This window comes from Leptothermofonsia sp. ETS-13, assembly GCF_049200465.1.
In the GTDB taxonomy this organism is placed as follows: Bacteria; Cyanobacteriota; Cyanobacteriia; order Leptolyngbyales; family Leptolyngbyaceae; genus Leptothermofonsia.
Genome location: NZ_CP120836.1, coordinates 4,166,646 through 4,190,226, shown reverse-complemented (window position 1 = coordinate 4,190,226; position 23,581 = coordinate 4,166,646). Strand labels below are relative to the sequence as shown.

At 48.8% G+C, this 23,581-nt stretch carries 21 protein-coding genes and 2 pseudogenes; 16 read left to right on the top strand and 7 right to left on the bottom strand.

Going from position 1 to position 23,581, the window contains the following annotated elements; all coding sequences use genetic code 11:
- Nucleotides 1–40 precede the first annotated feature (40 nt).
- The 11 genes from P4D80_RS19050 to P4D80_RS19000 all read left to right on the top strand — a co-directional run bounded on the left by P4D80_RS19050 (nt 41) and on the right by P4D80_RS19000 (nt 14,005).
- Nucleotides 41–910, top strand: a complete 870-nt coding sequence (locus P4D80_RS19050) for a class I SAM-dependent methyltransferase (RefSeq protein ID WP_421655582.1) — start codon at nt 41–43, stop codon at nt 908–910.
- A gap of 162 nt (nt 911–1,072) precedes the next feature.
- Complete coding sequence (locus P4D80_RS19045) at nt 1,073–1,795, top strand: HAD family hydrolase (RefSeq protein ID WP_421655581.1); 723 nt, start codon at nt 1,073–1,075, stop codon at nt 1,793–1,795.
- Nucleotides 1,796–2,218: 423 nt separating this feature from the next.
- A complete protein-coding gene (locus tag P4D80_RS19040) occupies nt 2,219–3,205 on the top strand; it encodes a glycosyltransferase (RefSeq protein ID WP_421655580.1) in 987 nt (328 codons plus the stop codon).
- A 29-nt stretch (nt 3,206–3,234) separates the two neighbouring features.
- Nucleotides 3,235–4,737 (top strand): NAD(P)/FAD-dependent oxidoreductase, encoded by a 1,503-nt coding sequence (locus P4D80_RS19035; RefSeq protein ID WP_421655579.1) that lies wholly within the window; start codon nt 3,235–3,237, stop codon nt 4,735–4,737.
- 5 nt (nt 4,738–4,742) lie between these two features.
- A complete protein-coding gene (locus tag P4D80_RS19030; protein ID WP_421655578.1) occupies nt 4,743–5,663 on the top strand; it encodes a glycosyltransferase in 921 nt (306 codons plus the stop codon).
- Between the two features lie 57 nt (nt 5,664–5,720).
- Nucleotides 5,721–7,049, top strand: a complete 1,329-nt coding sequence (locus P4D80_RS19025; protein ID WP_421655577.1) for a glycosyltransferase — start codon at nt 5,721–5,723, stop codon at nt 7,047–7,049.
- Nucleotides 7,050–7,113: 64 nt separating this feature from the next.
- The gene (locus tag P4D80_RS19020; protein ID WP_421655576.1) at nt 7,114–8,124 is read left to right on the top strand and encodes a glycosyltransferase family 2 protein; all 1,011 of its coding nucleotides are present in this window, start codon (nt 7,114–7,116) and stop codon (nt 8,122–8,124) included.
- A 137-nt stretch (nt 8,125–8,261) separates the two neighbouring features.
- Complete coding sequence (locus tag P4D80_RS19015; protein ID WP_421655575.1) at nt 8,262–9,800, top strand: hypothetical protein; 1,539 nt, start codon at nt 8,262–8,264, stop codon at nt 9,798–9,800.
- A 9-nt stretch (nt 9,801–9,809) separates the two neighbouring features.
- Nucleotides 9,810–11,273, top strand: a complete 1,464-nt coding sequence (locus P4D80_RS19010) for a lipopolysaccharide biosynthesis protein (RefSeq protein ID WP_421655574.1) — start codon at nt 9,810–9,812, stop codon at nt 11,271–11,273.
- 52 nt (nt 11,274–11,325) lie between these two features.
- On the top strand, nt 11,326–12,231 hold the full coding sequence (locus tag P4D80_RS19005) for a glycosyltransferase family 2 protein (protein ID WP_421655573.1): 906 nt from the start codon (nt 11,326–11,328) through the stop codon (nt 12,229–12,231).
- 37 nt (nt 12,232–12,268) lie between these two features.
- Nucleotides 12,269–14,005, top strand: a complete 1,737-nt coding sequence (locus P4D80_RS19000) for an LIC_10190 family membrane protein (protein WP_421655572.1) — start codon at nt 12,269–12,271, stop codon at nt 14,003–14,005.
- A 15-nt stretch (nt 14,006–14,020) separates the two neighbouring features.
- On the opposite strand, the gene P4D80_RS18995 is transcribed toward P4D80_RS19000, so the two are convergent.
- Together P4D80_RS18995 and P4D80_RS18990 are read right to left on the bottom strand one after the other, a co-directional pair.
- A complete protein-coding gene (locus P4D80_RS18995) occupies nt 14,021–14,155 on the bottom strand; it encodes a hypothetical protein (RefSeq protein WP_421655571.1) in 135 nt (44 codons plus the stop codon).
- The gene (locus P4D80_RS18990) at nt 14,152–14,610 is read right to left on the bottom strand and encodes a sugar O-acetyltransferase (protein WP_421655570.1); all 459 of its coding nucleotides are present in this window, start codon (nt 14,608–14,610) and stop codon (nt 14,152–14,154) included. The genes P4D80_RS18995 and P4D80_RS18990 overlap by 4 nt, the downstream gene beginning before the upstream one ends.
- A 177-nt stretch (nt 14,611–14,787) precedes the next feature.
- Between P4D80_RS18990 and P4D80_RS18985 the strand changes: the two genes are divergently transcribed.
- Nucleotides 14,788–15,936, top strand: a complete 1,149-nt coding sequence (locus tag P4D80_RS18985; protein ID WP_421655569.1) for a hypothetical protein — start codon at nt 14,788–14,790, stop codon at nt 15,934–15,936.
- A 147-nt stretch (nt 15,937–16,083) separates the two neighbouring features.
- Here the strand turns inward: P4D80_RS18985 and P4D80_RS18980 are convergent.
- Together P4D80_RS18980 and P4D80_RS18975 are read right to left on the bottom strand one after the other, a co-directional pair.
- A pseudogene (locus P4D80_RS18980) lies at nt 16,084–16,200 on the bottom strand (chloramphenicol acetyltransferase); the annotation flags it as partial.
- Nucleotides 16,201–16,353: 153 nt separating this feature from the next.
- Nucleotides 16,354–16,527 (bottom strand): annotated as a pseudogene (locus tag P4D80_RS18975) (chloramphenicol acetyltransferase); the annotation flags it as partial.
- Between the two features lie 137 nt (nt 16,528–16,664).
- Between P4D80_RS18975 and P4D80_RS18970 the strand changes: the two are divergent.
- Together P4D80_RS18970 and P4D80_RS18965 are read left to right on the top strand one after the other, a co-directional pair.
- On the top strand, nt 16,665–16,877 hold the full coding sequence (locus tag P4D80_RS18970; RefSeq protein WP_421655568.1) for a hypothetical protein: 213 nt from the start codon (nt 16,665–16,667) through the stop codon (nt 16,875–16,877).
- A 555-nt stretch (nt 16,878–17,432) separates the two neighbouring features.
- A complete protein-coding gene (locus P4D80_RS18965) occupies nt 17,433–17,609 on the top strand; it encodes a hypothetical protein (RefSeq protein WP_421655567.1) in 177 nt (58 codons plus the stop codon).
- Between the two features lie 45 nt (nt 17,610–17,654).
- On the opposite strand, the gene P4D80_RS18960 is transcribed toward P4D80_RS18965, so the two are convergent.
- Nucleotides 17,655–18,617 carry a glycosyltransferase family 9 protein gene (locus P4D80_RS18960; protein WP_421655566.1) on the bottom strand — a complete coding sequence of 321 codons (963 nt, stop codon included), beginning with the start codon at nt 18,615–18,617 and terminating at the stop codon, nt 17,655–17,657.
- A 228-nt stretch (nt 18,618–18,845) separates the two neighbouring features.
- Between P4D80_RS18960 and ispD the strand changes: the two genes are divergently transcribed.
- On the top strand, nt 18,846–19,538 hold the full coding sequence (gene ispD / locus P4D80_RS18955; protein WP_421655565.1) for a 2-C-methyl-D-erythritol 4-phosphate cytidylyltransferase: 693 nt from the start codon (nt 18,846–18,848) through the stop codon (nt 19,536–19,538).
- Nucleotides 19,539–19,582: 44 nt separating this feature from the next.
- Here ispD and P4D80_RS18950 read toward each other — a convergent pair whose 3' ends face one another.
- The gene (locus P4D80_RS18950) at nt 19,583–20,689 is read right to left on the bottom strand and encodes a tetratricopeptide repeat protein (RefSeq protein WP_421655564.1); all 1,107 of its coding nucleotides are present in this window, start codon (nt 20,687–20,689) and stop codon (nt 19,583–19,585) included.
- A gap of 62 nt (nt 20,690–20,751) precedes the next feature.
- Here P4D80_RS18950 and P4D80_RS18945 point away from each other — a divergent pair, with 62 nt between their 5' ends.
- Entirely contained in the window at nt 20,752–21,078 is a 327-nt protein-coding gene (locus tag P4D80_RS18945; RefSeq protein WP_421655563.1) for a YbjQ family protein, read from the top strand.
- A 310-nt stretch (nt 21,079–21,388) separates the two neighbouring features.
- Here the strand turns inward: P4D80_RS18945 and ilvB are convergent, their stop codons facing one another.
- Nucleotides 21,389–23,224 carry a biosynthetic-type acetolactate synthase large subunit gene (gene ilvB / locus P4D80_RS18940; protein WP_421655562.1) on the bottom strand — a complete coding sequence of 612 codons (1,836 nt, stop codon included), beginning with the start codon at nt 23,222–23,224 and terminating at the stop codon, nt 21,389–21,391.
- Between the last annotated feature and the right edge of the window lie 357 nt (nt 23,225–23,581).

The following is a 23,581-nucleotide window of genomic DNA, read 5'->3' as shown; positions in this document are numbered from 1 at the left end:
CTGAGGATAGTAGCAAAGCATTGGGCAAATCAGGGACACTATGGCCGTTCGCAAAGACACCATCTTCGAGCGCTTTCTGGCCCCATTCGTCAAAACCTTTCTGATCGACCAGGACGGACTGCGGCGCTTTTATGAAAGTATTGATTGGGACGCGGCTAGCCAACGCCTCAGCAACCCCAGGATAGTATATCCGGACTACTACACCAGCCAAAATTTTCACAGCATTGAGGGCGGCTACCTGAGCGCAGAAGCAGCGGTTTCCTACGATCCCATCACTCAATACGCCCTTCCTCCCGGTGAATCGCTCGTTCGTCAGGCTTTGATTGACACAATTCAAACTCAACCTCGCCGGATTTTAGATCTGGGATGCGGTACTGGTTCAGCAACCCTGATGCTAAAGCGGGCCTTTCCCTATGCGGAAGTGATTGGTCTGGATCTATCCCCTTACATGCTGGTGGTCGCAGATTATAAGGTCAGGAAAGAACAGCTCAACATCCAATGGCGGCATGGCAATGCCGAAAAGACAGGATTTCCCGACGCCTCTTTTGACCTGGTGACAGTATCTCTGGTATTCCACGAGACACCACCGCCAGTGACGCGTAAAATATTGCGGGAGTGTTACCGCCTGCTGACCGTGGGCGGAGAGGTGGTGGTCTTAGATGGCAACCAGAAGATGCTGCGCCAGACTGAATGGCTGACACAAATCTTTGAAGAGCCCTACATTCAAGGCTATGCTTCAGGAAGTGTAGATGCCTGGATGGGAGAAGCGGGTTTTGGAGCAGTCCGGACTCAGGATGTGTGGCTGGTGCATCAGGTCACCCGTGGCGTAAAGTCCTTAACCCACCAGTTGACTGAAACCGAATTGTTTGCGGATGTGGAAGCAATTGACAGCAGACAATGGGCAGTCTAGTGGTTTTAGTGGATGAATGTCTTATGACCTTATCCCCCTTCAACTCATTCATGCGGCTGTACAAAACTTTTGCCATGATGCTAGGAAGAGGGAACGGTTTTAGGTTATGAGTTAAGAAGGGGCTCAGACTGACCACTCCCCATCAATAGCGTACAACTCCTCATGGTTCTCAAGGCAGTTTTGTTTGACTTTAATGGTGTCATCATTGATGACGAGCCTATTCATGAGAAGCTGCTCAACCAGCTTTTGATTGAGGAGAATATGCGTCCTAAACAGGGAGAGTTTCGCCAAATCTGCCTGGGAAGAAGCGATCGCGCCTGTCTTATCGATCTGTTCAAAAATCGGGGCCGGATTTTGACGGATACTTACCTGAATGGGTTAATTGCCCGCAAAGCACGGATGTACCTGCAAGAACTGGAAACGTTAGAAAAACTCCCACTCTATCCGGGTTTAGATGATTTTATCTTCAAGCTCCGGGCAACCCAGGTCAAGTTAGCGGTGGTCAGTGGTGCCCTTCGGTCTGAAATTGAACTGGTGCTAAAGCGGGCGCAACTGAGTGAGTATTTTTCAGTGATTGTTTCCGGAGATGAAGTTAGTTCCAGCAAACCTGAACCGGAAATTTACTTAAAAGCCATTGATCGCCTGAACCAGCGGTTTCCTAACCTCAGTTTGAGGCCCCAGGAGTGTCTGGCGATCGAAGACACCTTTTCTGGAATTGAAGCGGCGAAACGAGCTGGTATTCCAGTGGTGGCTGTGGCTAACAGTTATCCCTTTCATATGCTGCAACGAAGAGCCAACTGGACAGTGGATTATCTCTCCGATCTGGAACTGGATCGAGTGCAACAGGTGTTTTTGGGGGCAGTCGGGAAGCTGAACTTAACATAAGTTTTACAACTCCAGGGATTAATGAATGTTGAGTGAAGCTTTTATGAATATGAGAAGCTTCTCATGACTGTTAACGTCCGTATATTCAACTATTACAAAGTAAGTACTCCTTCCAAGCAGGAGATTTCTTTTCATTAGAACTTGTTGAATGGATTATGCTCCCTGATTTGAGAGAGTTACTCAACAGTTCGTGCATTGCCAGTTGAATTTCGTAGGTTTATGAGCTGAATGTTAATTGCGAGACTAGCGATTAAACCTATTTCTAGAAACTAGTCTGCTACCAGTTTCTCACTATTTCGATTGCTTTTTACGTTGTTCCAAAAGTCGAGTTATTTTACGAACACCGAGTAATGAATTCCAGTACTTCAGGCAGTTCTCCGGATGCTTCCTTACCAACTGTTTCCATTGTGATTCCAGTGCACAATGGGGGGTGAAAATTTCCGCCAGTGTTTGTCCAGTCTGGATCAATATGCCCAACTTGCAAAAGAAATCATCATTGTCGTCGATGGTGGAACTGATGATTCGTTGCGCTGGGCACAGGCATCTGGTGCTAAAGTTTTGAACTTGCCTGTAGCTGGTGGACCAGCACGGGCCAGGAATTTGGGAGCCAGGGTTGCTCAAGGTGACCTACTCTTTTTCATGGATGCAGATGTTACTTTGCATCCAGAAACCCTTCGTCAAATCATCGAGATTTTCAATCAACAATCGGATCTGACGGCTCTCATTGGTTCCTATGACGATGCTCCAGGCACCTCCAACTTTCTGTCTCAGTACAAAAATTTGTTTCATCACTACACCCATCAGGTGGGTTGCGAAGAGGCATCCACATTTTGGGGAGCCTGTGGAGTAATTCGACGAGAAATCTTCCTTCAGATAGGTGGCTTCGATGAGTCGTACCGTTACCCTTCTGTAGAGGACATTGAACTCGGCTATCGCTTAAAGCGAGCAGGTCATCGAATTCAACTTTGCAAAACGGTTCAGGTCAAGCATCTGAAACGGTGGGAGTTTGTTTCCCTGTTGAAGGCAGAATTCTTCTACCGTGCCCTGCCGTGGACAGAGTTGCTCTGGCGCGATCGCCAGTTTGTCAATGATTTGAATTTGAAAGTTTCCAGCCGCATCAGCCTGATGCTGGCATTTGGAATCATCGTTGCTCTGATTGCAGCCTGGTGGAGCATCGCAGCGTTGGCGTTGGCAAGCGTCTTTGGTTTGCTGCTCTTGCTCATTAACCTGCCTGTTTATCGGTTTTTCTACCGTAAACGAGGGCTGCTCTTTGCCATCAAAACCATTCCCTGGCACTGGCTGTATTTCCTCTATGGAGGGCTGGCCTTTGCTGTTGGAACCATTCGCTATTATGCATTTCGCAAACCAGGTACTGAAAAGATGCTTCTGCCGGACGTAGCGAAGTCATAACGCGAAACACAGAAATTTAGCACAAGAAAATGTCTTCGGAGGTATCGATGGTTCACCATTCCGTTGTGGTTATTGGTGGGGGTCCGGCTGGATTGACAGCAGGTTACGAACTGGTCAAGCAGGGAATTAAGCCAGTTGTCTTAGAACAGGCGGATAGGGTAGGTGGCATTTCCCGTACTGAAACCTATAAAGGCTATCGGTTTGATATTGGTGGGCATCGGTTTTTCACCAAAATTGGTGAAGTTCAACAAATCTGGCAGGAAATCCTGGGAGACGAATTGATCAAAGTGCCTCGTCTCTCGCGGATCTACTACCAGGGCAAATTTTTCAACTATCCCCTTTCCCTGATCAATACAATATCGAATTTGGGCGTTGTATGCAGTTTTTGTGTATTGATGAGTTATCTGCGAGCCCGGATCAAGGCGCGGCTACGTCCAGGCGTTGAACCAGAAACCTTTGAGGAATGGGTTACTGATCGCTTCGGTGAACATCTCTACCGCATCTTTTTTAAGACCTATACCGAAAAGGTGTGGGGAATTCCATGCAGTAAAATTCGAGCCGATTGGGCCGCGCAACGGATTCAGGGAATGTCGCTCAAACGGGCAGTGATCAACGCCTTGTTTGGTAGCCAGAATGCAAAGAGTTTAATCAAGGAATTCGATTATCCGGTTTTGGGACCGGGCATGATGTGGGAACGGTGTCAGGAAATTCTGGAACGCCATGGTGCTCCGGTTCACTTGAACACAAGCGTGACCCGGATCGAACGGGATGGCAATCGAATTAAAAGCATTACCGCACGACAGGGCGATCGCACCTTTCAAATTAGGGGTGATCAGTTTGTCTCCAGTATGCCAGTCACGGCATTATTACACCGACTCGATCCACTGCCACCGGAGCATATCCTGGAAGCTGCACGGGGACTGAAATACCGCGATTTTCTGATCGTATCGCTGATCATTAATCAACCCGATTTGTTTCCAGATAATTGGATTTATATTCACAGCCCAGAGTTCAAAGTCGGACGCATTCAGAATTTCAAAAACTGGAGTCCGGCGATGGTTCCCGACTTGAGCAAAACTTGTTTGGGAATGGAATATTTCTGTAGTGAAGGAGATGGCTTGTGGGCGTTGTCAGACAAGGAACTGATTGAATTGGCCAGCCAGGAGGCGATCGCGCTGGGTTTAGGTGTTCAGCCTGGAGATGTGGAAGATGGCGTGGTCATCCGGCAGCGAAAGGCGTATCCGGTCTATGACGGTGAATACCGCAAGCATTTGCAGGTAATTCAGGATTATCTGAAGACATTTGAAAACCTGCAAACGGTTGGTCGTAACGGCATGCACCGCTATAACAACCAGGATCATTCCATGTTGACGGGCATGTTAGCTGCCAGAAATATCTTAGGGGAGAAACACGATCTCTGGAACGTCAATACTGAACGTTCCTACTACGAAGAATTTACAAAGGAGGAATGGAAGAAACCACTTCAGAACAGAGATGGAGGCTATCTCACTCCCGCAACATCGGAGGTGTAAAGGCGATGGCACAATCTTTGGTCCCCTTTGTATCGGTTGTGATTCCAGTTTTTAATGATGCCAGACGACTCAGGAAATGTCTGAATGCGCTGGAGCAACAGTCTTATCCGGGCGATCGATATGAAGTGATTGTGATCGATAACGGCTCTGATCCAGCAGAGAAGATTGCCGAAGTCGTAGCAAATTTTCCCCACGCGATCGCGGCCAGTGAACCCCATCCAGGTTCCTACGCTGCCCGCAATCGGGGAATTGCCCTGGCCGGGGGAGAGATTATCGCCTTTACCGATGCAGATTGTATTCCTGCCAGTGATTGGTTAGAGAAGGGCGTTAGGCGGTTACAACAATCCCCTCATCTGGGGCTGGTTGCCGGTCGGATTGAGGTGTTCTTTGAAGACAATCGCATCACACCCGTTGCCCTCTACGAGAAGGTCACTGCATTTCCCCAACAACGGCTTTTGAAGGAGCAAAAAGGGGGAGCAACTGCCAATGTTTTTACCTTCAAAACCGTCATTGATCGAGTGGGTGCATTCAATCCCCACTTAAAAGCCCGTGGAGATCTGGAATGGGGCAGGCGCGTGTATCAGGCGGGCTACCAGCAGATGTATGCAGAGGATGTATGGGTGGCTCACCCGGCGCGATCGTCTTTCCAGGACCTGTATCGACGCACTGTTCGACTCGTTGGCGGAATTTATGACTCACAGCGGATGAAACAATCCTCGCTTCTGAAGCGAAACCTTTTATTTCTGGATGCTTTTTTCAAGAGTCTGGTCCCTCCCTTAATGTTTCTCTGGAACACCCTACAAGACACACGTCTGCAAAGCCTTGAACAAAAAATACAGGTTTGGGGGGTAATGATTTTGGTGCGCTACATCAGTGCCTATGAGATGTTACGACTGAAGCTTGGAGGGGTTTCTGCACGAGGTTGATCTCTAAAGAAGGGTTGTATGCGCGTCTTCTTCTGGTTGTTTTGAGCAATTGATACCATGCGAATTGCGTTTATTGTGTGGGAATTTCCTGTTTTGTCAGAAACTTTTGTTCTGAATCAGATTACTGGCTTGATTGATCGGGGTCATCAAGTCGATATCTATGCCCATATTCAAGGAAATACCACCCAGGTTCATCCGGATGTGAATCAGTATCAATTGCTAGAACGGACGTATTATATTCCAACGATTCCCCGGAATCTGATTGGACGATTGTTCAAGGGCATCCAACTATTCCATGCCAGCAGGCAGAAAAACCCTGAACTGGTCTGGCGATCGCTCAACTTCTTCAAACATGGGAGCCGTGCGGCCTCGCTGTGGCTGCTCTATGCCATCACTCCCCTTTTGGATAAGGAACCCTACGATATTATTCATGCTCAATTTGGCACCGATGGCTTAACGGGATTGTCTCTCCGTGAAGCAGGAGCCATTCAAGGAAAACTGATCACAACCTTCCGTGGCTATGACATCAGTACCTATGTGAAAGAAAAGGGAGCGGGAGTTTATCGCCAGCTTTTCCAAAAGGGTGATTTCTTTCTGGCGAACTGTGAGTTTTTCAGACAAGCGGCGATTCAGATTGGGTGTGATCCTGCTCGTATCAAGGTACACGGCTCCGGGATTGATTGCAGTCGTTTTCGTTTCACCGTTCGCCAACCTTCCCCCGATGGCGTGATTCGAATTGTCACTGTAGGTCGGTTGGTAGAGAAGAAAGGGATTGAGTACAGCATTCGGGCGATCGCAGAATTGCTGAAAACCCATCCTACCCTTGAGTACAACATTGTTGGGGATGGAAAATTGCGGCAGCCTTTACAACGGTTGATTGACACCCTGGGAGTGGGCGATCGCATCAAACTACTGGGGCAAAAATCGCAGCAAGCCTTAATTGAGATTCTGGATCGCTCTCACATTTTTGTGGCTCCCTGTGTCACCGCCAGAGATGGAAATCAGGATGCTCCCGTAAATGTTTTGAAAGAAGCGATGGCAATGGGTTTGCCCGTAGTAAGCACCCATCACGGCGGCATTCCCGAACTGGTTGAAGATGGAATTTCTGGCTTCCTGGTACCTGAACGGGATGTGGCTGCACTGGGCGATCGCATTGGTTATTTAATCGAGCATCCAGAACGATGGAGCGAAATGGGCCAAGCAGGTCGTACCTATATCGAAACTCATTACGACATCAATCAATTAAACGATCGCCTCGTAGAACTGTATCAGCAGGTGCTTGAAGTGCCGCAAGATTTTGAAGGCGACAGGAGCCAGGCGGCAGGCGTTTCTCCTAGCTCCTGGCTCCTGGCTTCTTCTTTCTTCTTTCCTCCCTCTTCTCCCTAACCCCTATTGCCCGTAGCCCGTTGCCTCCTGCTAATTGTCATTTGAATACAAGTGAACTGGAAAGATGACTTTAGCCAATGAACCTCTAGTTACAATTGTGGTTGTTCCGCGGGAGCGATTTAGTTGTGCGCAGCGATCGCTGGAAAGTATTTATGAACATACGACCCTGCCTTTCAAGCTCGTCTATGTCGATGGCAACGCTCCGTTTAAAGTGCAGCAATACCTGAAAGCTCAGGCTGAGGAAAAATCATTCCACCTGATTCGGACTGATTACTACCTCTATCCCAACCAGGCCAGGAATTTGGGGCTTACTCACGCGAACACCCGTTACGTTGTCTTTGTTGACAACGATGTGATTGTGTCACCGGGATGGCTGGAAGCGCTGGTGCAGTGCGCAGAGGAAACCCAGGCGGCGGTTGTCGGTCCCCTAATGTGTCAGCACGAACCACTCCATACCGAGGTTCACTTTGCGGGGGGAGAATCCCACGTCTGGGTGGACAGTACGGGTAGGCGCCGCCTGCGGGAGAAGATGTACCAGCAGGGGCAGAAAGTTGCTGAGCTTCGTCCCCGGCTGCAACGCCAGGAAACCGAACTGGCAGAATTTCACTGTGTTCTGGTGCGCCGGGAAGTTTTTGATCGCCTCGGTTTTCTTGATGAGCAATTGTTCAACACAAAAGAGCATCTGGATTTCTGCATGAGTGTGCGGCAAATGGGAGGCACGGTCTATTTTGAGCCAGATTGTGTTGTCACCTATGTACCGGGTCCGCCTCTGGAGCTATCGGATTTGCACTATTACATGTTGCGCTGGAGCGATGCCTGGACTCTGGGAAGTTTACATCGGCTGCGGGATAAGTGGAACTTAGCCGAAGATGGCTATTTTCAATCCAAGTACAAAAAACTTGGCTGGCGACGATATGGCACCATCATTGAGCCTTTTGTTCGCTGGTTGACGTTTGGAGCTGGCAACCGGTTTCTGACAAGAGCCTTTGCCAAAGTAGAACACTATCTCAATCGATTTTTGACCGATCGCCACATTCGAATTCAACAGCAAGTGCGCCAACAAGGTTTCTCCTAGGCTTTTTCAATTTCAGAAAACGCCCAACTCCAGGATGTCCGATATAGCGATCCTATTTGGATTGTGAGAAAGGATTCCTGCAAAATCTTTTCTCACAAAGCCTCTCAATCTCATGACTGATTTTAGGACTGCTATAGATGAATGACACAGAATTAAAACTAGTGGACAGTATCCATCCGAGGGCAACGACTATCCGCCCGCATCGCCGCCAGTTTATTCTCGGTTCACAGCCAGTCAAGGTTTATCCAGATTGGCACACCTGGCAACTGGAGGATTCAATCTGGCTGTCCCATTGTCCTGACTTGCGGGTGGGTTGGGTAACCGATGCAGAAGGCAATCGTTGGGTTCTGTTGGGGCTGGCAATCGAATCATTGAGCGATCGCCAGATGCCCCTCAACGAAATTGCCCGCACGCCCACTGCGCAGGTTCTTGATTTGTACAGCAGTTGGGCCGGGCGTTGGGTGCTGGTAGGGCAGGGACAGGTACACATGGATGCCAGTGGGCTATTGGGCTGCTTCTACGGCTTCCTTGGCGATCAGCTCTGGGTATCGAGCAGTCCGGCATTGTTAGTGCCGATTTTGCATCCCCATACTTCCCCAATCGCAGACCCGCGCTGTTTACAATACGAAGTCGGAATTTCCTGGTACACTCCGCCGCGATCGCGCTTTGAGGGAATGCAACGGCTCTTAGCCAGCCAGATCCTCGACCTGAATATCCATTCTGTTCAGCCGCGTCCGCTCATGCCACCCATCGATCCGTCCCGTGGGTATGAGGAAACGCTGGATTGGGTTCAACAAAGTTTAGTAACGACATTAAAGCGACTGGCCGATGTTGAAAGCCAGCTCTGGTTGGGATTGACGGCAGGCTATGACTCAAGATTAATGCTGGCACTATGCCACTATGCGGGCATTCAAGTTCAACCATTTACACGGGTTGCTGCCCGCATGTCGGTGGCGGATCGGGTATTGCCACCAAAGCTGGCTCATGCCTGTGGTTATAAACATCACTTCTTTCACGGGGCACCTCGTCAACCAGAGCGCAAACAGCTCGTAGTAGACCATACGGCTGGTCACATTTCAGATGGAGATGCTGAACCCTTTCTAAAAGGGGTGCGGGATGGTATTTCAGGGATTTTTTTTGGTGGGCATGGGTTTGCGATCGCCAGTGGATTTGCTTCTCTGCGTCGCCTCCCGGCCACCATTGAGGAAGCTGCAACCACTGCAAAACAAATCGCTCAACTTTTTCAGGAACCTTCCGGTTCAACTGCGACAGCAGGTTTACAGGCATGGTTGGAGTGGGTGCTGAATTATCCTCAAGCACATTTGGATTGGCGCGATCGCTTTTTTATTGAGCAACGTCAGGCTGGCTGGTTGAGTTCTAAAGAGCAACTGTATGACCTGAATCAACTGGAGCGGTTCCCTATCCTCAATGCCGCCCGCAATTATGCCCTGCTATTGGGATTGCAGGAACGCGATCGCCTCGGTTCTCTGGTGCAAGTTGAGTTGATTCAACGAGTGGCACCTGAGTTGTTGCAATACCCCTTCAATCCCACCGATCTGCAATTTGGGCTTTTACAAGCGATCGCCAGTAAATCTTCAGATTTGCCATCCTATGTGCTGCATAAGGGCGTCGGCAAGTTGCGGTGGATGTGGCGATCGATGGTGTGGCGGGCTTAGGGTATGGGGATGAGCATTAAGCAAAAGGCAGTTAAAGGTGTCGTTTGGACCACCATTCAGAATTGGGGCAGTCAGGCGGGTTCTCTGATTGTTTTCTTTATCCTGGCTCGCCTGCTACAACCTCAAGATTTTGGCCTGGTGGCACTGGCAGATGTGTTTCTGGTATTCATGCAACTCTTACTGGAACAGGGATTTGCCCAGGCGATTATTCAACGGCAAGAACTGGAACCGGAGCATTTAGATACGGCTTTCTGGATTAGTTTAGCGATTGGAATGAGTCTCACCCTGATTGGTTTTGCTTCCGCCGGATGGGTAGCGGAATTTCTCAAACAACCGTTGTTGGCACCCATTTTGCAATGCCTTTCCCCTGTATTTGTCATCTCTGCGTTCAGCCGGGTTCAGCAAGCAATCCTTGAACGTCAATTTGCATTTAAGGCGATCGCGCTGCGCTGGTTAGTAGGAACAATCGCTGGCGGTGCCGTTGGGATTACCCTGGCATTTTTGGGGTTTGGAGTCTGGAGTTTAGTTATTCAACGATTAGTGCATGAAGCGATCGGAACTCTGATGTTGTGGAGTGCCAGCAATTGGCGACCTGGATTCAAGGTTTCAATGCCCCACTTCCGTCAACTGTTTGGATTTGGCATCAACATCATGGGCTTCAATGTCCTCAACTTTTTCAACACTCGCATTAATGATTTTCTAATTGGCTATTTTCTTGGCCTGATCGCGTTGGGTTATTACAGCGTTGCTTACCGGGTGTTGACAGTAATGACTCAGTTGTTAGTTCGTACCAGCCGGGATGTTGCCCTACCAACCTTCTCCCGATTGCAAACGGAACCAGAGCGATTTCGTCGGGCATTTTACACCGCAACTCAGCTAACCAGTACCGTGGCATTTCCTACCTTTTTAGGAATGGCTACCCTTGCTCCAGAACTGGTTCTACTCCTGTTTGGCAAACAGTGGCAACCTTCTATCCCTCTGATGCAAATCCTGGCACTGATGGGAATGTTGCGGGCGGTTACTTTCTTTAAAGGTTCGGTTTTTATTGCCATGGGAAAGCCTGCCTGGTGGTTCTGGTTAAGTGTTCTCAATGTTGTTCTCAATTTAATTGGATTTGCGATCGCCATTCCATTTGGAATTCAGGCTGTTGCCTTTGCCTATGTGCTGCGGGGTTACCTCGCCTTCCCTGTGGGACAGTGGGCCGTAAGCCGATTAATTCAAGATCCGCTTTTACTTTACTTGCGCCAGTTTATCACTCCGCTGGTGAGCGCATTGGTTATGGCAACGGCAATTTTAGGTGCAAAACAGCTGTTGACTGTATGGCTCAACCCATTTGGTTTGCTGGCGACTTGCACATTCTTAGGAGCAATGATTCATGGACTCACAATTCGTCTGCTAGCCCCCCAATTGTTTCAGCAAGTGCTGGATCTGGCCCGTTTAGCGGTTTCCCGAACAAACAACCAAAATGCTTGAGTGCATCGACACGAATAACAATCTTTCACCAATTCCTCACAGCATTCCATCTATGACACAGCAACCCTTTTTTTCAATCATCATCCCCACCTATAACCGTCCTGATCGACTGAAGAGTTGTTTGCAGGCATTAACCCGTCTGGATTATCCCCGCGATCGCTTTGAAGTGGTGATTGTTGACGATGGTAGCAAAACACCTTTGGATCGGGTGATAGCTCCCTACCAGGCATCCCTCAACATCACTCTGATTCGCCAGACCAACGCCGGTCCTGCCAATGCCCGTAATACCGGGGCCAATTATGCAAAAGGGCAGTATCTTGCCTTTACCGATGATGACTGTGCCCCCGCACCCGACTGGCTCACAAACATGGCTGCTTGCTTTGCCAGGGCTCCAGAAGCGCTGATTGGAGGCTACACAATCAATGCTTTATCCAACAATCTTTATTCAACGGCCAGTCAAATTTTGATTGATTACATCTACAGCTATTACAATACAAAGTCACACCAGTCTGGTTTCTTCGCCTCCAACAATTTTGCCATGCCTGCTGAGCGATTTCGTACCCTGGGTGGATTTGATACCCGCTTCCCCTTGGCGGCTGGGGAAGACCGGGAATTTTGCGATCGCTGGCTGCACCACGGCTATCCCATGATTTATGCGCCCAAGGTTCAGATCTACCACTCCCATCATTTGACGCTAAAAACCTTTTGGAGACAGCACTTTAACTATGGCCGGGGAGCATCCTGTTTTCATCAGGTGCGATCGCAGCGCAGCCAGGAAAGTTTCAAAGTAGAACCCATCTCCTTCTATTTCCATCTCATCACCTATCCATTTGGGCAATGCAACCTTCAATCTGCCATGTTTCTGGCTGTATTGCTTTTCATTTCTCAGGTGGCGAATGCATCTGGATTCTTCTGGGAGCGAGCAAATCAGTCGTCAAAACAGTTCAGTTGGGCGTGAGCACATGACGTGATGGATCCGGTCAGGGGGCAGCTACATGCTTTATTTCATTGCCGTTTGGGTACTGCTACTAATTATCTGCGGTGTCATTGGAACAGGTATTTTGAATGGGTTCCAGATTACCTGTTTTGAACGACCGGGCGATCGCTGGATCGTTGCAGAGTGGTTAGGGATAGTTGTTCTGGCAATTGCTTTGCTAGCAACTGCAATTGTTGTTCCACTGTCACCGTTGATAGGCTTACTCATCGCTGCCAGTCTTTGTCTGCTGTCCCTCTGCTCTCCACAAACGCAAATAGAACTGGCCGTTTTCTGGCAGCACTTGACCTTGAAGCGATTACTGGGAGGGTTAGGGTTTGCGATCGCGATCGCGGCCATCACCTCTCAACCCGTCACCTGGATTGATACGGGGTTGTATCACTACAATTTGATTCAATGGTTGGCTAAGTTTGGCACTGTTCCGGGACTCTCCCTTGTGCTTAGCAACCTGGGCTTTACCTCATCCTGGTTTGCCCTGGCGGCCCCTTTGAACCCTGAACTGCTGGGCAGCCGGGCGATCGCGGTGACGAACGGGTTTATTTACTGGGTGGCTACCCTGCATTTTGTTACAAGCGCAATAACGATCCTCCGAGGCAAGGGGCAATTGAGTGAGTGGTTCATAACTTTTTTCTGGTTAATGGTTTTGCCCGTTTGCCTAGGTTACAGGCTGATGGCAGAAATTTTGATCTCTCCTTCGCCTGATTTACCAAATTTTCTTCTGGTTGGGGTTGTGAGTTGGGCAATGCTGGTAATTGCCTGTAAAAGCCCATCATCGAAAGCATCTAGATCTGCACTTGTGAGCGATCGCATCGTTCCCCTCATACTGGCGGTGGGTGCAGTTTCAATCAAGCTAACGGCCATGCCCCTGCTGCTTGTTTCTGGTTTCTTTTTCATTACAGACCGCCGCTTAACCATGCCTGGTATCGCTCTGGGGTTGGGCGTGGTTGTAGGGCTACTGCTTCCACTACTTCTATCGGGCACGCTGACATCAGGATGCCCATTGTATCCATCAACCATTGTGTGTTTTGATCTCCCCTGGTCACGACCGCTTGAGCACATTAGAAGTGTGGCCGAAAAGACTCATAACTGGACAACCTGGTACGGTACCCCTCCCGATGGCGGTAATCGCTGGCTATGGTTGTTCTGGAAGTGGTTTGAAACTGACGCACCCAATAAAGCAATTGCCTTTCTCACCGCTCTTTCGGCATTACTGAGTATTTACCTGGGAGCAATTGTCCACCATAAACAGAGCGGTGGGATTATCTGGGTAATGGCGATCGCTATTTCAGGCATTATTTTCTTTCTATTAACAGCTCCTTTTATCCGGTTTGTATTTCCCTACCTGACGTTACTGCCTGCATTGACAGGAGTGATTTACAGCACAGGTCACCAATCAGTTTTCCAGCGAATTCAGGGCTTTACCTACGACCATACCAGGAAAATTGCCAGGCTCTTTCCGGTTTTTCTCCTGTTTCTAGCCACCCTGGTTACAGCCAGCAATCTTAGATATGATTATTCAAGATTGCTGTTACCGCCTTCCCTACGGGAGGTTGTAGTGATTAAAAAACAGGTGAATGGTATTGATTTTTTGTCTCCCGCCGGAGAGGATGAATTATGCTGGGGAACCAGGATACCCTGCGCCTTTGAGATCAATCAAAATGTCGGGTTGCGCGATCCCAGGCAGGGTATTCAAGGAGGATTTATATGGAAACAGAGGGAAATTATCCCTGACACCTGAAACCTAATCACCTGCTCATAGAGCAATCCCGTCTAGACTGCTACAGTCCTGAATGACACCGCAGGGATTACCCACTGCCACCACATTTGCAGGAATATCTTTAACCACCACACTGCCTGCACCAATGGTGGTATTGTCCCCAATCGTCACACCCGGACAGATGATAGCGCCCCCCCAATCCAGACGTTATTGCCAATGCGGATTGGGGCTGCCAATTCCCGTCCGGTTAGTCGCACTGCTGGATCGACGGGATGGTAGGCATTATAAATTTGCACGTAGGGAGCACAGAGAACATCATTGCCAATATGAACGGTGTTGCAGTCTAAAATGACACCACCATAATTCATATAAAAGCGATCGCCAATATAAATGTTGCTGCCATAGTCACAGTGAAACGGTGGCACAATAGTTGGATTCACTCCCACACTGCCAAAGAGTTTTTGAATGATTTGCAACCGTCGTTCGGACTCATCCACAGTTGTTTGGCTGTAGGAATAGAGAAGGCGTACCGCTCGTTTATTTTCACCTGCAAGTTCTGAGTCATTGGCAAGATAAAGTTCCCCCGCCAGCATTTTTTGTTTCTCAGTTTTTTGATCTATGTTCATTTCCAGATCTCCATGTTGATAAATTGATGCACTGCGTTGACAATAACGTATTCTACGCAGAAGAATGCGCGCTGAAACTCAACATTACGCTGAACAGAACTACCCAAAGGGGTACTGCATAAGTATCTCTAGATTTGGCACGATTAATATGAAAATCTATTTTCACCTGTAGTAAGCATGAATACGGTTGTTCCTATCTCTTCCGAATCTTCAAGGGGTGAATCGCTATCGCTTAAGCATCTGAATCAGCGAACAGATAAGTTAATTTCCGTATTTAGTGTTCTCAAATCACTGCTCGAACTTCGGGCCCAGTCAAACTACTGTACGAACTTAAAACAAAAGCAGAAAGGGCCAGTAGATTCAGTGATGACAGAACTACTGGCATCCGTTGATCCTCATTTGTTAGAGGAAATTAAAGAGGAATTAAACGAACTATTTGGCATTCAGTTAGAGCAAGGGAATAAAGAAGTCATAGGAAGATTGAGAGTAATCGATAGTGACCTGAACTTGATGCAGGAAAAGATGAATGGTTTATTTGGTGACTCAATCATTCCTATCCTGGCTCGTGAGAAGCTTGTTAGTATTTTAGTATCTAAAATTAAGTATTCTGAATATGTTAATGAGGCAAATGTTAATTGTGAAGTGATTGAAGAGATATTTCGTTCGATTAATCGGATAGCAGGTATCGAAAATTCTAATACCGGAGATACTGCCGATAAGTTAGATTTTGAACTGCTCAAGCTAGATATTCTAGACAGCAGAATCAAATCAATTATCGGTGCAATGAGAATGATTGAGTTCCGTCGATTACAGCTTGAAGAACTGGCGGACAAAGACCGGAAGCGTCGCAATCGGACCACCAGAATGGTAACGGCTTACATTATTCTGGTAACACTTGCGATTATTTGTACGCCAATTATGTTTTTTCAGGGAACTAATTTCCAGTCAATCAAATTTTTAGGCATCATCCCCCTCTCAGTCATGATCTGGAGCTTTATAGGTAGTTTTGCAGCGACCATTCATCGATTTAACCGTAGAAAAATTTATAAGTTTAGTGATGTCTGGAAATGGATGATTACTCGTCATGCTCAGGGAATCATTTTGAGTTCAGCTTTTTACCTGGTACTCATTTCGGGATTGTTCTTAATTTCTGGTGGCTCGGATGGTGATCCATCAAGAATCAAGAATGAAGTTATTTTGATTCTCTCTTTCCTGATTGGCTTTAGCGATCGCTTTGTGGACAGCGTGTTTAATACTCTGCTTAAACGGTATACCAATGGAATGGGCTCTTCTGAAACCGATTCCAAGGATAGCCAATCAAAGTAGTGATCCACTGTTGCAGACTTTGAAGAGGTGGCAACCCTTCAAAACCCCGTAAATTAGTTTTTCTGGGTTTAGATAAGGGACTTAGCCATTGATGATGTCGCCTCGGCCAGGTAGTTCCATCAATTGCTCCATCGCAATTTCCCAACCGTGACCAAAAATTGGAAAGGGATAGGTGGAAATGCCATCCAGCTTATGATTGGCACCATTCATGATGAATTTGATATGGGTGGCGATCGCACAACATTTACCAATATAGCGGTAGTCATTATGGTTATATAGCAGTAGTCATTCAGTAGTCATTATGGTTAGGACGGGGTGCAGGGGTGGAACCCCTGGCTGGGGGCGAAGCCCCAACTCCCTCTCTAATTCCAATGTCCTAATGCACCCGCGTAGAGCTATAATCAGGCGATAGCTGTCGTAGTTGTAGAGCACGTTTCGCTCAAATCCTTCTGGATCAACGGGATCGTCGTAGTAGGAATAGTCACCGACAATGATGTTGGGGGATTTGATGAAATTTTTAATGAAACAAACCCGGCGATGATCCGCCATAGGATAGGGACGGTTGGGATCTGGTCCATTTTGCGTGGTCATCAGTCACCTTCTGAACATTGATAGTATGGGCAATAGGCTGCTTCATCTGGGATATAAAATCTCTTTTCCCAGAAAAAACACCTCACCATTCAACCGGGGTTATTGAACACCCATTAAAGCCTTTAAAGGAAAAAACAATGAATCAACCAGAATCTCAACCACCTCCCAAAGAGCCAGAATCCCACCATGCCGGTCATTCCAGTGCACTGAAAAAATTTGCGGCTTCACCCATTGGCTTCATTATGGAGAATCCCAAATTAACGCCTGCAATTTTGCTCACTCTGGCAGTGGCACCAATCCTTTTGCTCGTTCTGGTTTTAGCGATTGTTTTATCAGAGCAATCTCTTTAACGCATCCAAAGGAACTTATTTCAAACGGCTACGTCACAGTCCGTATAGCTCTTGCGGCTTGCTGGTGAAAGAGTAGCGTTAGGTACCCTTTCATTACTATTAGTCCGTCAGGATAGATTTGAAGGGTAAGCTCAAATCTATACAGTCTATTTCCTATACAGTCTATTTCCAAGGTGTTTTGAGGATTTTCAATCCCTTAAAACAGTCTTGCCAGACCAATATGGATAACCCTTATGTATGTATCGCCCTGGCAGATCCTGCTGTTGGCGATCAACGCATTCTAGCGGTCGTCAGGTTGTTCAAAACATTGGTTTTAAGGGGGGATAGGGGCGAAGTCTGACTAGGAATTTACCCCTGCTCCGTCCTGAGCCTAATGGCTAAGCCATATCACTAAATTTTTGTGAAAGCTGCTATTGCAAGTGAGTGTGAGTGAGTGATGGTGAACGATTTCATCGGGTGCACAGTCTAATGATTAGGGGCGACACCATTCAGCCCTTGCAGAAACGGCTTCGTTGCAACGACTTAGCAGATGAATGTCCATCTTCGCAGGTAGAAATGATGAATTCTCCCATTCTCACCCGAAGGGTGATCCTCAACCTTATTGCAATCTTTGCAAGCGTGGGTATGGTTGCCGCAGTGGTTCCAGTTTCTCAACCAGAATCAGCGATCGATGGGGTTAGCGCCAACGCTCCCTTTAGCAAAGCAGTGTTCCGGGCACTGCTGCCAGAATAGCAAATTAATGAATTTAGCAGATTTCGAATTTAGCAGATTTCCCCATCAACCTCCCCACACTTTTTCCAGCACGGTTTGGGGAGAAATGTCCGACATTTGCCCGGTAAGCGACTTGATGCCAACAAAGCGATTGCTGTCAGGTAGCAGTCGTTTTGGATCGGTAGGACCAAACAATGCCAGGGTATAGGTTTTTACAGCGACTGCTAGATGCATGGGAGCACTATCTGTACACAGCATCAGGTTGGCTCCAGCAATCATCGCTGCCAGTTTCCCAATGTCTTCTGGCATTGTGACTTTGAGTTGGGAAGTGGACTGAAGCAGCTCTTCAACGAATTCTGCATCTTCCGGGCCCTGTATCACCACTAGGGGAAGGTCGGGTTGTCGCCGTTGAAAGTCCTGGATGATTCCCTTCCAGCTTTCTACCGGATAAATCTTGTCGATGCCATTGGCTCTTGAACATTCGCTTGCACCTCCGTGAATTAAAACATAACCACTGTTTTGGATTCCCAGGCGTTTGCGTTCTGCGTCTGCCCAGTCTAGGTCTTTGGTGGGAACGCTAATTGACAATTCAGGGCAGGGGGTGTTGATTCCTAACCCCTTCAGCAGGTCGTGGTACATGCACGCTGCATATTGATTTTGTTTCAGCGGTACAGGGTTGGTCAGGAAGATTTGACCTGCACTGCCTGCATAGCCTACCCGCACGGGAATTCCTGTTAACCACAGTAAAAGCCCAACCCCCCAGCGTTGTCCCAGGGAAATAGCGACATCATATTCGCGTTCGCGGATAGTCCCCAGCAGGTTGCCAAAGTCTGCAAGGCTATTACGATCTTTGTAGTCAAACAGGATGGTGTCTTGAACGGATTTGGATACGCGGTAGGCATCCTGGGCTCGGGGTTCAACGACCACATCAATATGGGCTTCGGGATAGACCTGCTTCAGATCATCCAGTGTGGGGAAGAATAGGATTTGATCGCCAATTCCACCAGGGACGAAGGCTACAATTCGCATAACGGGGGGAGAAATATTTCTTTACGCTCAACTCGCTCCCTATTTTAGGGGAAGATACAGTAAAGTTTTGAGTTTTATACGTTACTGTCCAATCAGAATTCGCATACTGGTCCTGAAAATATTGGCTAATGGGTTGTCAGGTTTTAAATTCGATGGGCAATTTCTGGGGATGGGTAGACTTCCGGACAACACAGACTGCCCATATTGTCTTACTTGTAGAGGAATACCGTGTATCTATTAATTCCAGCCGCAGGCTCCGGTCGCCGGATGGGGAGCGATCGTAACAAATTGTTGCTGCCGCTGCTTGAAAAGCCACTGCTTGCCTGGACGCTTTCGGCTGCAAAAGCGGCGCGATCGCTACGTTGGATTGGGCTAATTGGTCAACCGGAGGATTTTCAGGACTTTAAGGAAATTGTGGTCAGCCTCTCAATGACCAAAATGGTTCACTTCATCCAGGGAGGAGCAACCCGACAGGAGTCGGTGTTTCGCGGATTGCAGGCATTGCCAGCCGTAGCCCAGCGGGTATTAATTCACGATGGGGCTCGTTGCCTGGTTACACCAGAATTGTTTGATCGCTGTGCTGGTGAACTACTCCATTGTCCTGGGTTGGTGGCTGCCATCCCGGTGAAAGACACAATTAAGATGGTGGAGCCATCCAGTTATCAGGTAAGGGGCACTCCGGATCGCCGCCAACTCTGGGCTGCCCAGACTCCGCAGGGCTTTGAAGTAGAGCGTTTAACTCGATGCCATCAAGAGGGGCTGCGCCAGGGATGGGAGGTGACAGACGATGCCACCCTATTTGAACAATGCGGTTTGCCTGTCAAGATTGTGGAAGGCGAGGAGACCAACCTAAAGGTAACAACACCCGTCGATCTAGCGATCGCAGAATTTATCCTGCGCCAGCGGGGAGAGGGAGGGTAGAAAGGGGATAGTTTCTGACTTCTGGCTCCTACCCAATTCCTTCCCTAATCGAGATCTTGCAGGATTTTCTCGACTTCCCTGACTTTGTCAGACTTACCCTGCTTTTCGTAGAGTTGTTTGGCTTGCTTGAAGGCATCGATCGCCTCGCGTTTGCGATCGCGCTGCTTGAGGGCGTCGCCGAGTTTGTAATAGCCGTCCGGATCGCTGGATTGCAAGGAAACGTACTGCCGATAGGAAATGATGGCACCGATGTAATCTTTTTTCTCCACATAAATGTCGCCTTGTGCCAATTGTGCTTCAGCCAGGCTGGGTTGTAGGGAAGCAGCTCTCTGGTACGCTTTGAGGGCATCTTCGGTGCGACCCTTTGCTTTCCAGATTTTGCCCATTTGTAAGTAAATTGTGGCATTGCGAGGTTCCAGCCTGGATGCCTGCTGAAAAGCAGCCAGCCCTTCTGCCAGGTTGCCCAGACTTAGCCATGCTGCGCCAAGCGTAATGTAGGCAGTCCCCGATCGCGGGGATAGACGAAGCGCTTGCTTGAGTGGTTCGATCGCTTCCCTGGGTCGGTCCTGTTGAATTAGCATGGCCCCCATGAGTTCAAAGGCTTTGGCATTACGCGGCTCGATCGCAGTGACTCGCTTGTAGGCATTGGCTGCTTCACCGTAGCGATCCAGGCGGGCAAGCACGACTCCCAGCCCTAGATAGGCATTAACGTGGCGTGGATTAAGCCGGGTTGCCCCTTGGTACGCTAGAATCGCTTCTTCATTTCGATTCATGCTGGCCAGGCTGTAGCCAAGGGCATAGTAAAAGTCAGCGTTTTTGGGGTCCAGGGCGATCGCCTGTTGATAGGAGTTGACAGCCTCTAGAAAATTCCCCTGTCGGGCCTGTAGATAACCAATGCCAGAGAAAATCCGCGCATTTCGGTTATCTAGCTCTGCTGCCTGCTGGTAAATGGCGATCGCTCCCGGATAATTTCCTGCATCTACCAGCTTGCGTCCTTCCTTTAACAGTTCGGTCAGACGCTTATCTTCCTGCTTGTTACGGCTAGAAAAGCCGCTTTGGGCGTGAGCAATCTGCGGAACAGGGACACTGATTAAGAGCAGCAGGCTCAAAATTAAGAGGGTCGGTTTGTGCGTAATCGATTTTCCGGACATGGTCAGCAAAAACTACAAAATGAGAGAGAGTACAGCAGACATTTCTAGCAGGAGATTGGTGAATGATTCTATCAACAACAGACGTCCTTCAGGGAGTGACGGTGAGCAGCTACCTGGGAGTGGTGACGGCAGAAGTTGTTTATGGCAGCAATGCTCTAAGAGACTTCTTTGCGGGGATTCGAGACATGATTGGCGGAAGAACTGCCAGCTATGAGCGGGTGTTTGAGCAAGGGCAACGGGAGGCGATGGCAGAATTGGAAAAACGAGCCGCCAAACTGGGGGCTGATGCGGTGATCGGGATCGAGCTCAACACAGGAACCATCAACATCGATGAATCGGGTGTGTTACTCCTGATCACAGCCACCGGAACAGCTGTAAGATTAAATTAATTTTTGTATATTCGGGGATCATGTCGCTACGGTCAAGCCCCAATAAAAAGGTAATTGGTCGGTAGTAGATTTTAGGAATCCCTGTTCTCTACCCACCGACCACAGTAAGGACGTTCATAGAACGTTCCTGCAAACAATCAACCACAGATTTACACGCTGTCCAGCCTCAGCTAAGTAGCTAGGCGCAATTAAATTTTAAGGATGATTTCGGGGGTAGAGGGGGTGAAACCCCCTGACTGGGGCGCAGATCCCATTCTCCCCTTTACTAATTGATTAATCCTTTACCAATTGATTAATCATGACTACCTGCTTACAATTTCGTTCCACACTCCGGGCAGAACTTGTTGGAAGAAACATTCTTGGCTCCACAACTGCTACAAGTAATCAATTCAGCTGCACGTTCCAGGATTTTGCGCTCAGGTAAGCCGACCATCTGGGCATTACTCTTGCCAGGAGGCACCATCGGGTAGCAGTTTTCATCCCGTTTCACCCGTACGTCCATCAAAACAGGACCATCGTGCTTCAGCATTTCGGCGATAGCCCCTTTCAGTTCATCCCGCGATCGAACAATCATCCCCTTAACGCCAAATGCTTCTGCCAGCTTCACAAAATCTGGCATCCCCTTTTGCATATTCGAAGCCGAGTAGCGTTCCTCATAGAAGGCTTCCTGCCACTGGCGCACCATCCCCTGCCAGCCATTGTTAATAATGACAGTTTTAGCAGCAATGTGGTACTCAGCCAGGGTACCCAGCTCTTGCAGATTCATTTGGAAACTGGCATCCCCACTGATGCAAATCACTTCCTCATCAGGCATCGCCACTTTAGCGCCCATCGCCGCAGGCATACCGTACCCCATCGTGCCCAGCCCTGCACTGGAAATCCAGCGGCGGGGACCGTTTTTCAGAAACTGGGCTGCCCACATCTGGTGCTGTCCCACATCAGTGGTGTAGATAGCGTTGGGGGCCTGGATGCTCAACTCTACAATCACTTCCTGGGGTGAAAGGCTATCGGGGTAGCGCGGTACCTCCAGGGGGTAGTCCTCCTGCCAGCGGGCGATCCGGTTTAACCACGCCCGATTTCGTTCCGGGTCACGCCCATCTCCTTCTTCCTGACTGCGATGCAGCAGATCTGTTAATACCTGGCGGACATCGCCCACAATCGGCACATCGGGAGCCCGATTTTTGCCCACCTCTGCCGGGTCGATGTCAATGTGAATCACCTTAGCGCGAGTAGCAAATTCATCTAGCTTACCCGTCACCCGGTCATCAAAGCGAGCACCCACAGCAATCAACAGGTCACACTCAGTAACAGCAAAGTTGGCGTAGGCGGTTCCATGCATTCCCAGCATGCCGACCGACAGGGGATGGTGTTCATCAAAAGCACCTAGCCCCATCAGGGTCGTTGTTACCGGCAAATTAAAACGTTCTGCCAGTTCTTTAACTTCAGCATGGGCATTGGAGGCGATCGCCCCACCTCCCACATACAGCAAGGGTTGCTTCGCCTGACGAATCAACTTCAATGCCTGGGCAATCTGGCGCGGGTTCCCCTTCACAGTAGGACGGTAACCCGGCAGTTTCACATTACCCGGCTCAACTGGCTCATAGTCGAAAATTGCCTGCCCCACATCCTTGGGCACATCAATCAACACAGGGCCAGGACGGCCAGTGCTGGCAATGTAAAATGCCTCTGCCACGATGCGCGCCATCTCTCTGGGGTCACGTACTACGTAGGAGTGCTTCACAATTGGCAGAGAGATGCCAAAAATGTCAGTTTCCTGGAACGCATCACTGCCAATGGCGTGGCTGGGTACCTGCCCAGTGACCACAACCATGGGAATAGAGTCCATGTGAGCAGTGGCGATACCAGTCACCAGGTTGGTTGCACCGGGGCCCGACGTCGCAAAGCAGACGCCAACCTGCCCCGTAGCACGAGCATAGCCATCAGCCGCATGGGCCGCCCCCTGCTCATGTCGTACCAGAATGTGTTGAATGCCGCCCTCTGCTTCTGCCTTATAAAGTTCGTCATAAATTGGCAGAATGGCACCGCCCGGATACCCAAAAATATGCTTGACTCCGTGACGCTTAAGGCTATCAATCAATGCGTAAGCGCCCGTGACGCGCTTTACAGCCACATCTTGTAGTTGCACAGGGACCTCACCTAACCCTAGTAGTCATGAGTTTGTATCGAATGATGCAATCGCTTAAGACTTCAGTCTAGAGCCAAGTTGCGATCCCTGTCGAGCCAATGTTAATGCAGGATCGGCGGCTACAACTCTAACTCCACTGTATCTTCCAGCCAATTAAGCCTTTGCTTAAACATCAGTATTTCATGACATGTTACATCTTTAAAACTCTGCTTAACATTTAGATAAAAAAGCAAAGAAGTCAGGAGCCAGAGCCAGAAAGGGTGGATGAGTGATAGGTGATCTACTCATCTACTCTTTACCCTCAATTAACCAGTGGGCGAAGGCATAAGTCCAGCAACCATTGGGTTGGGGCGTGGG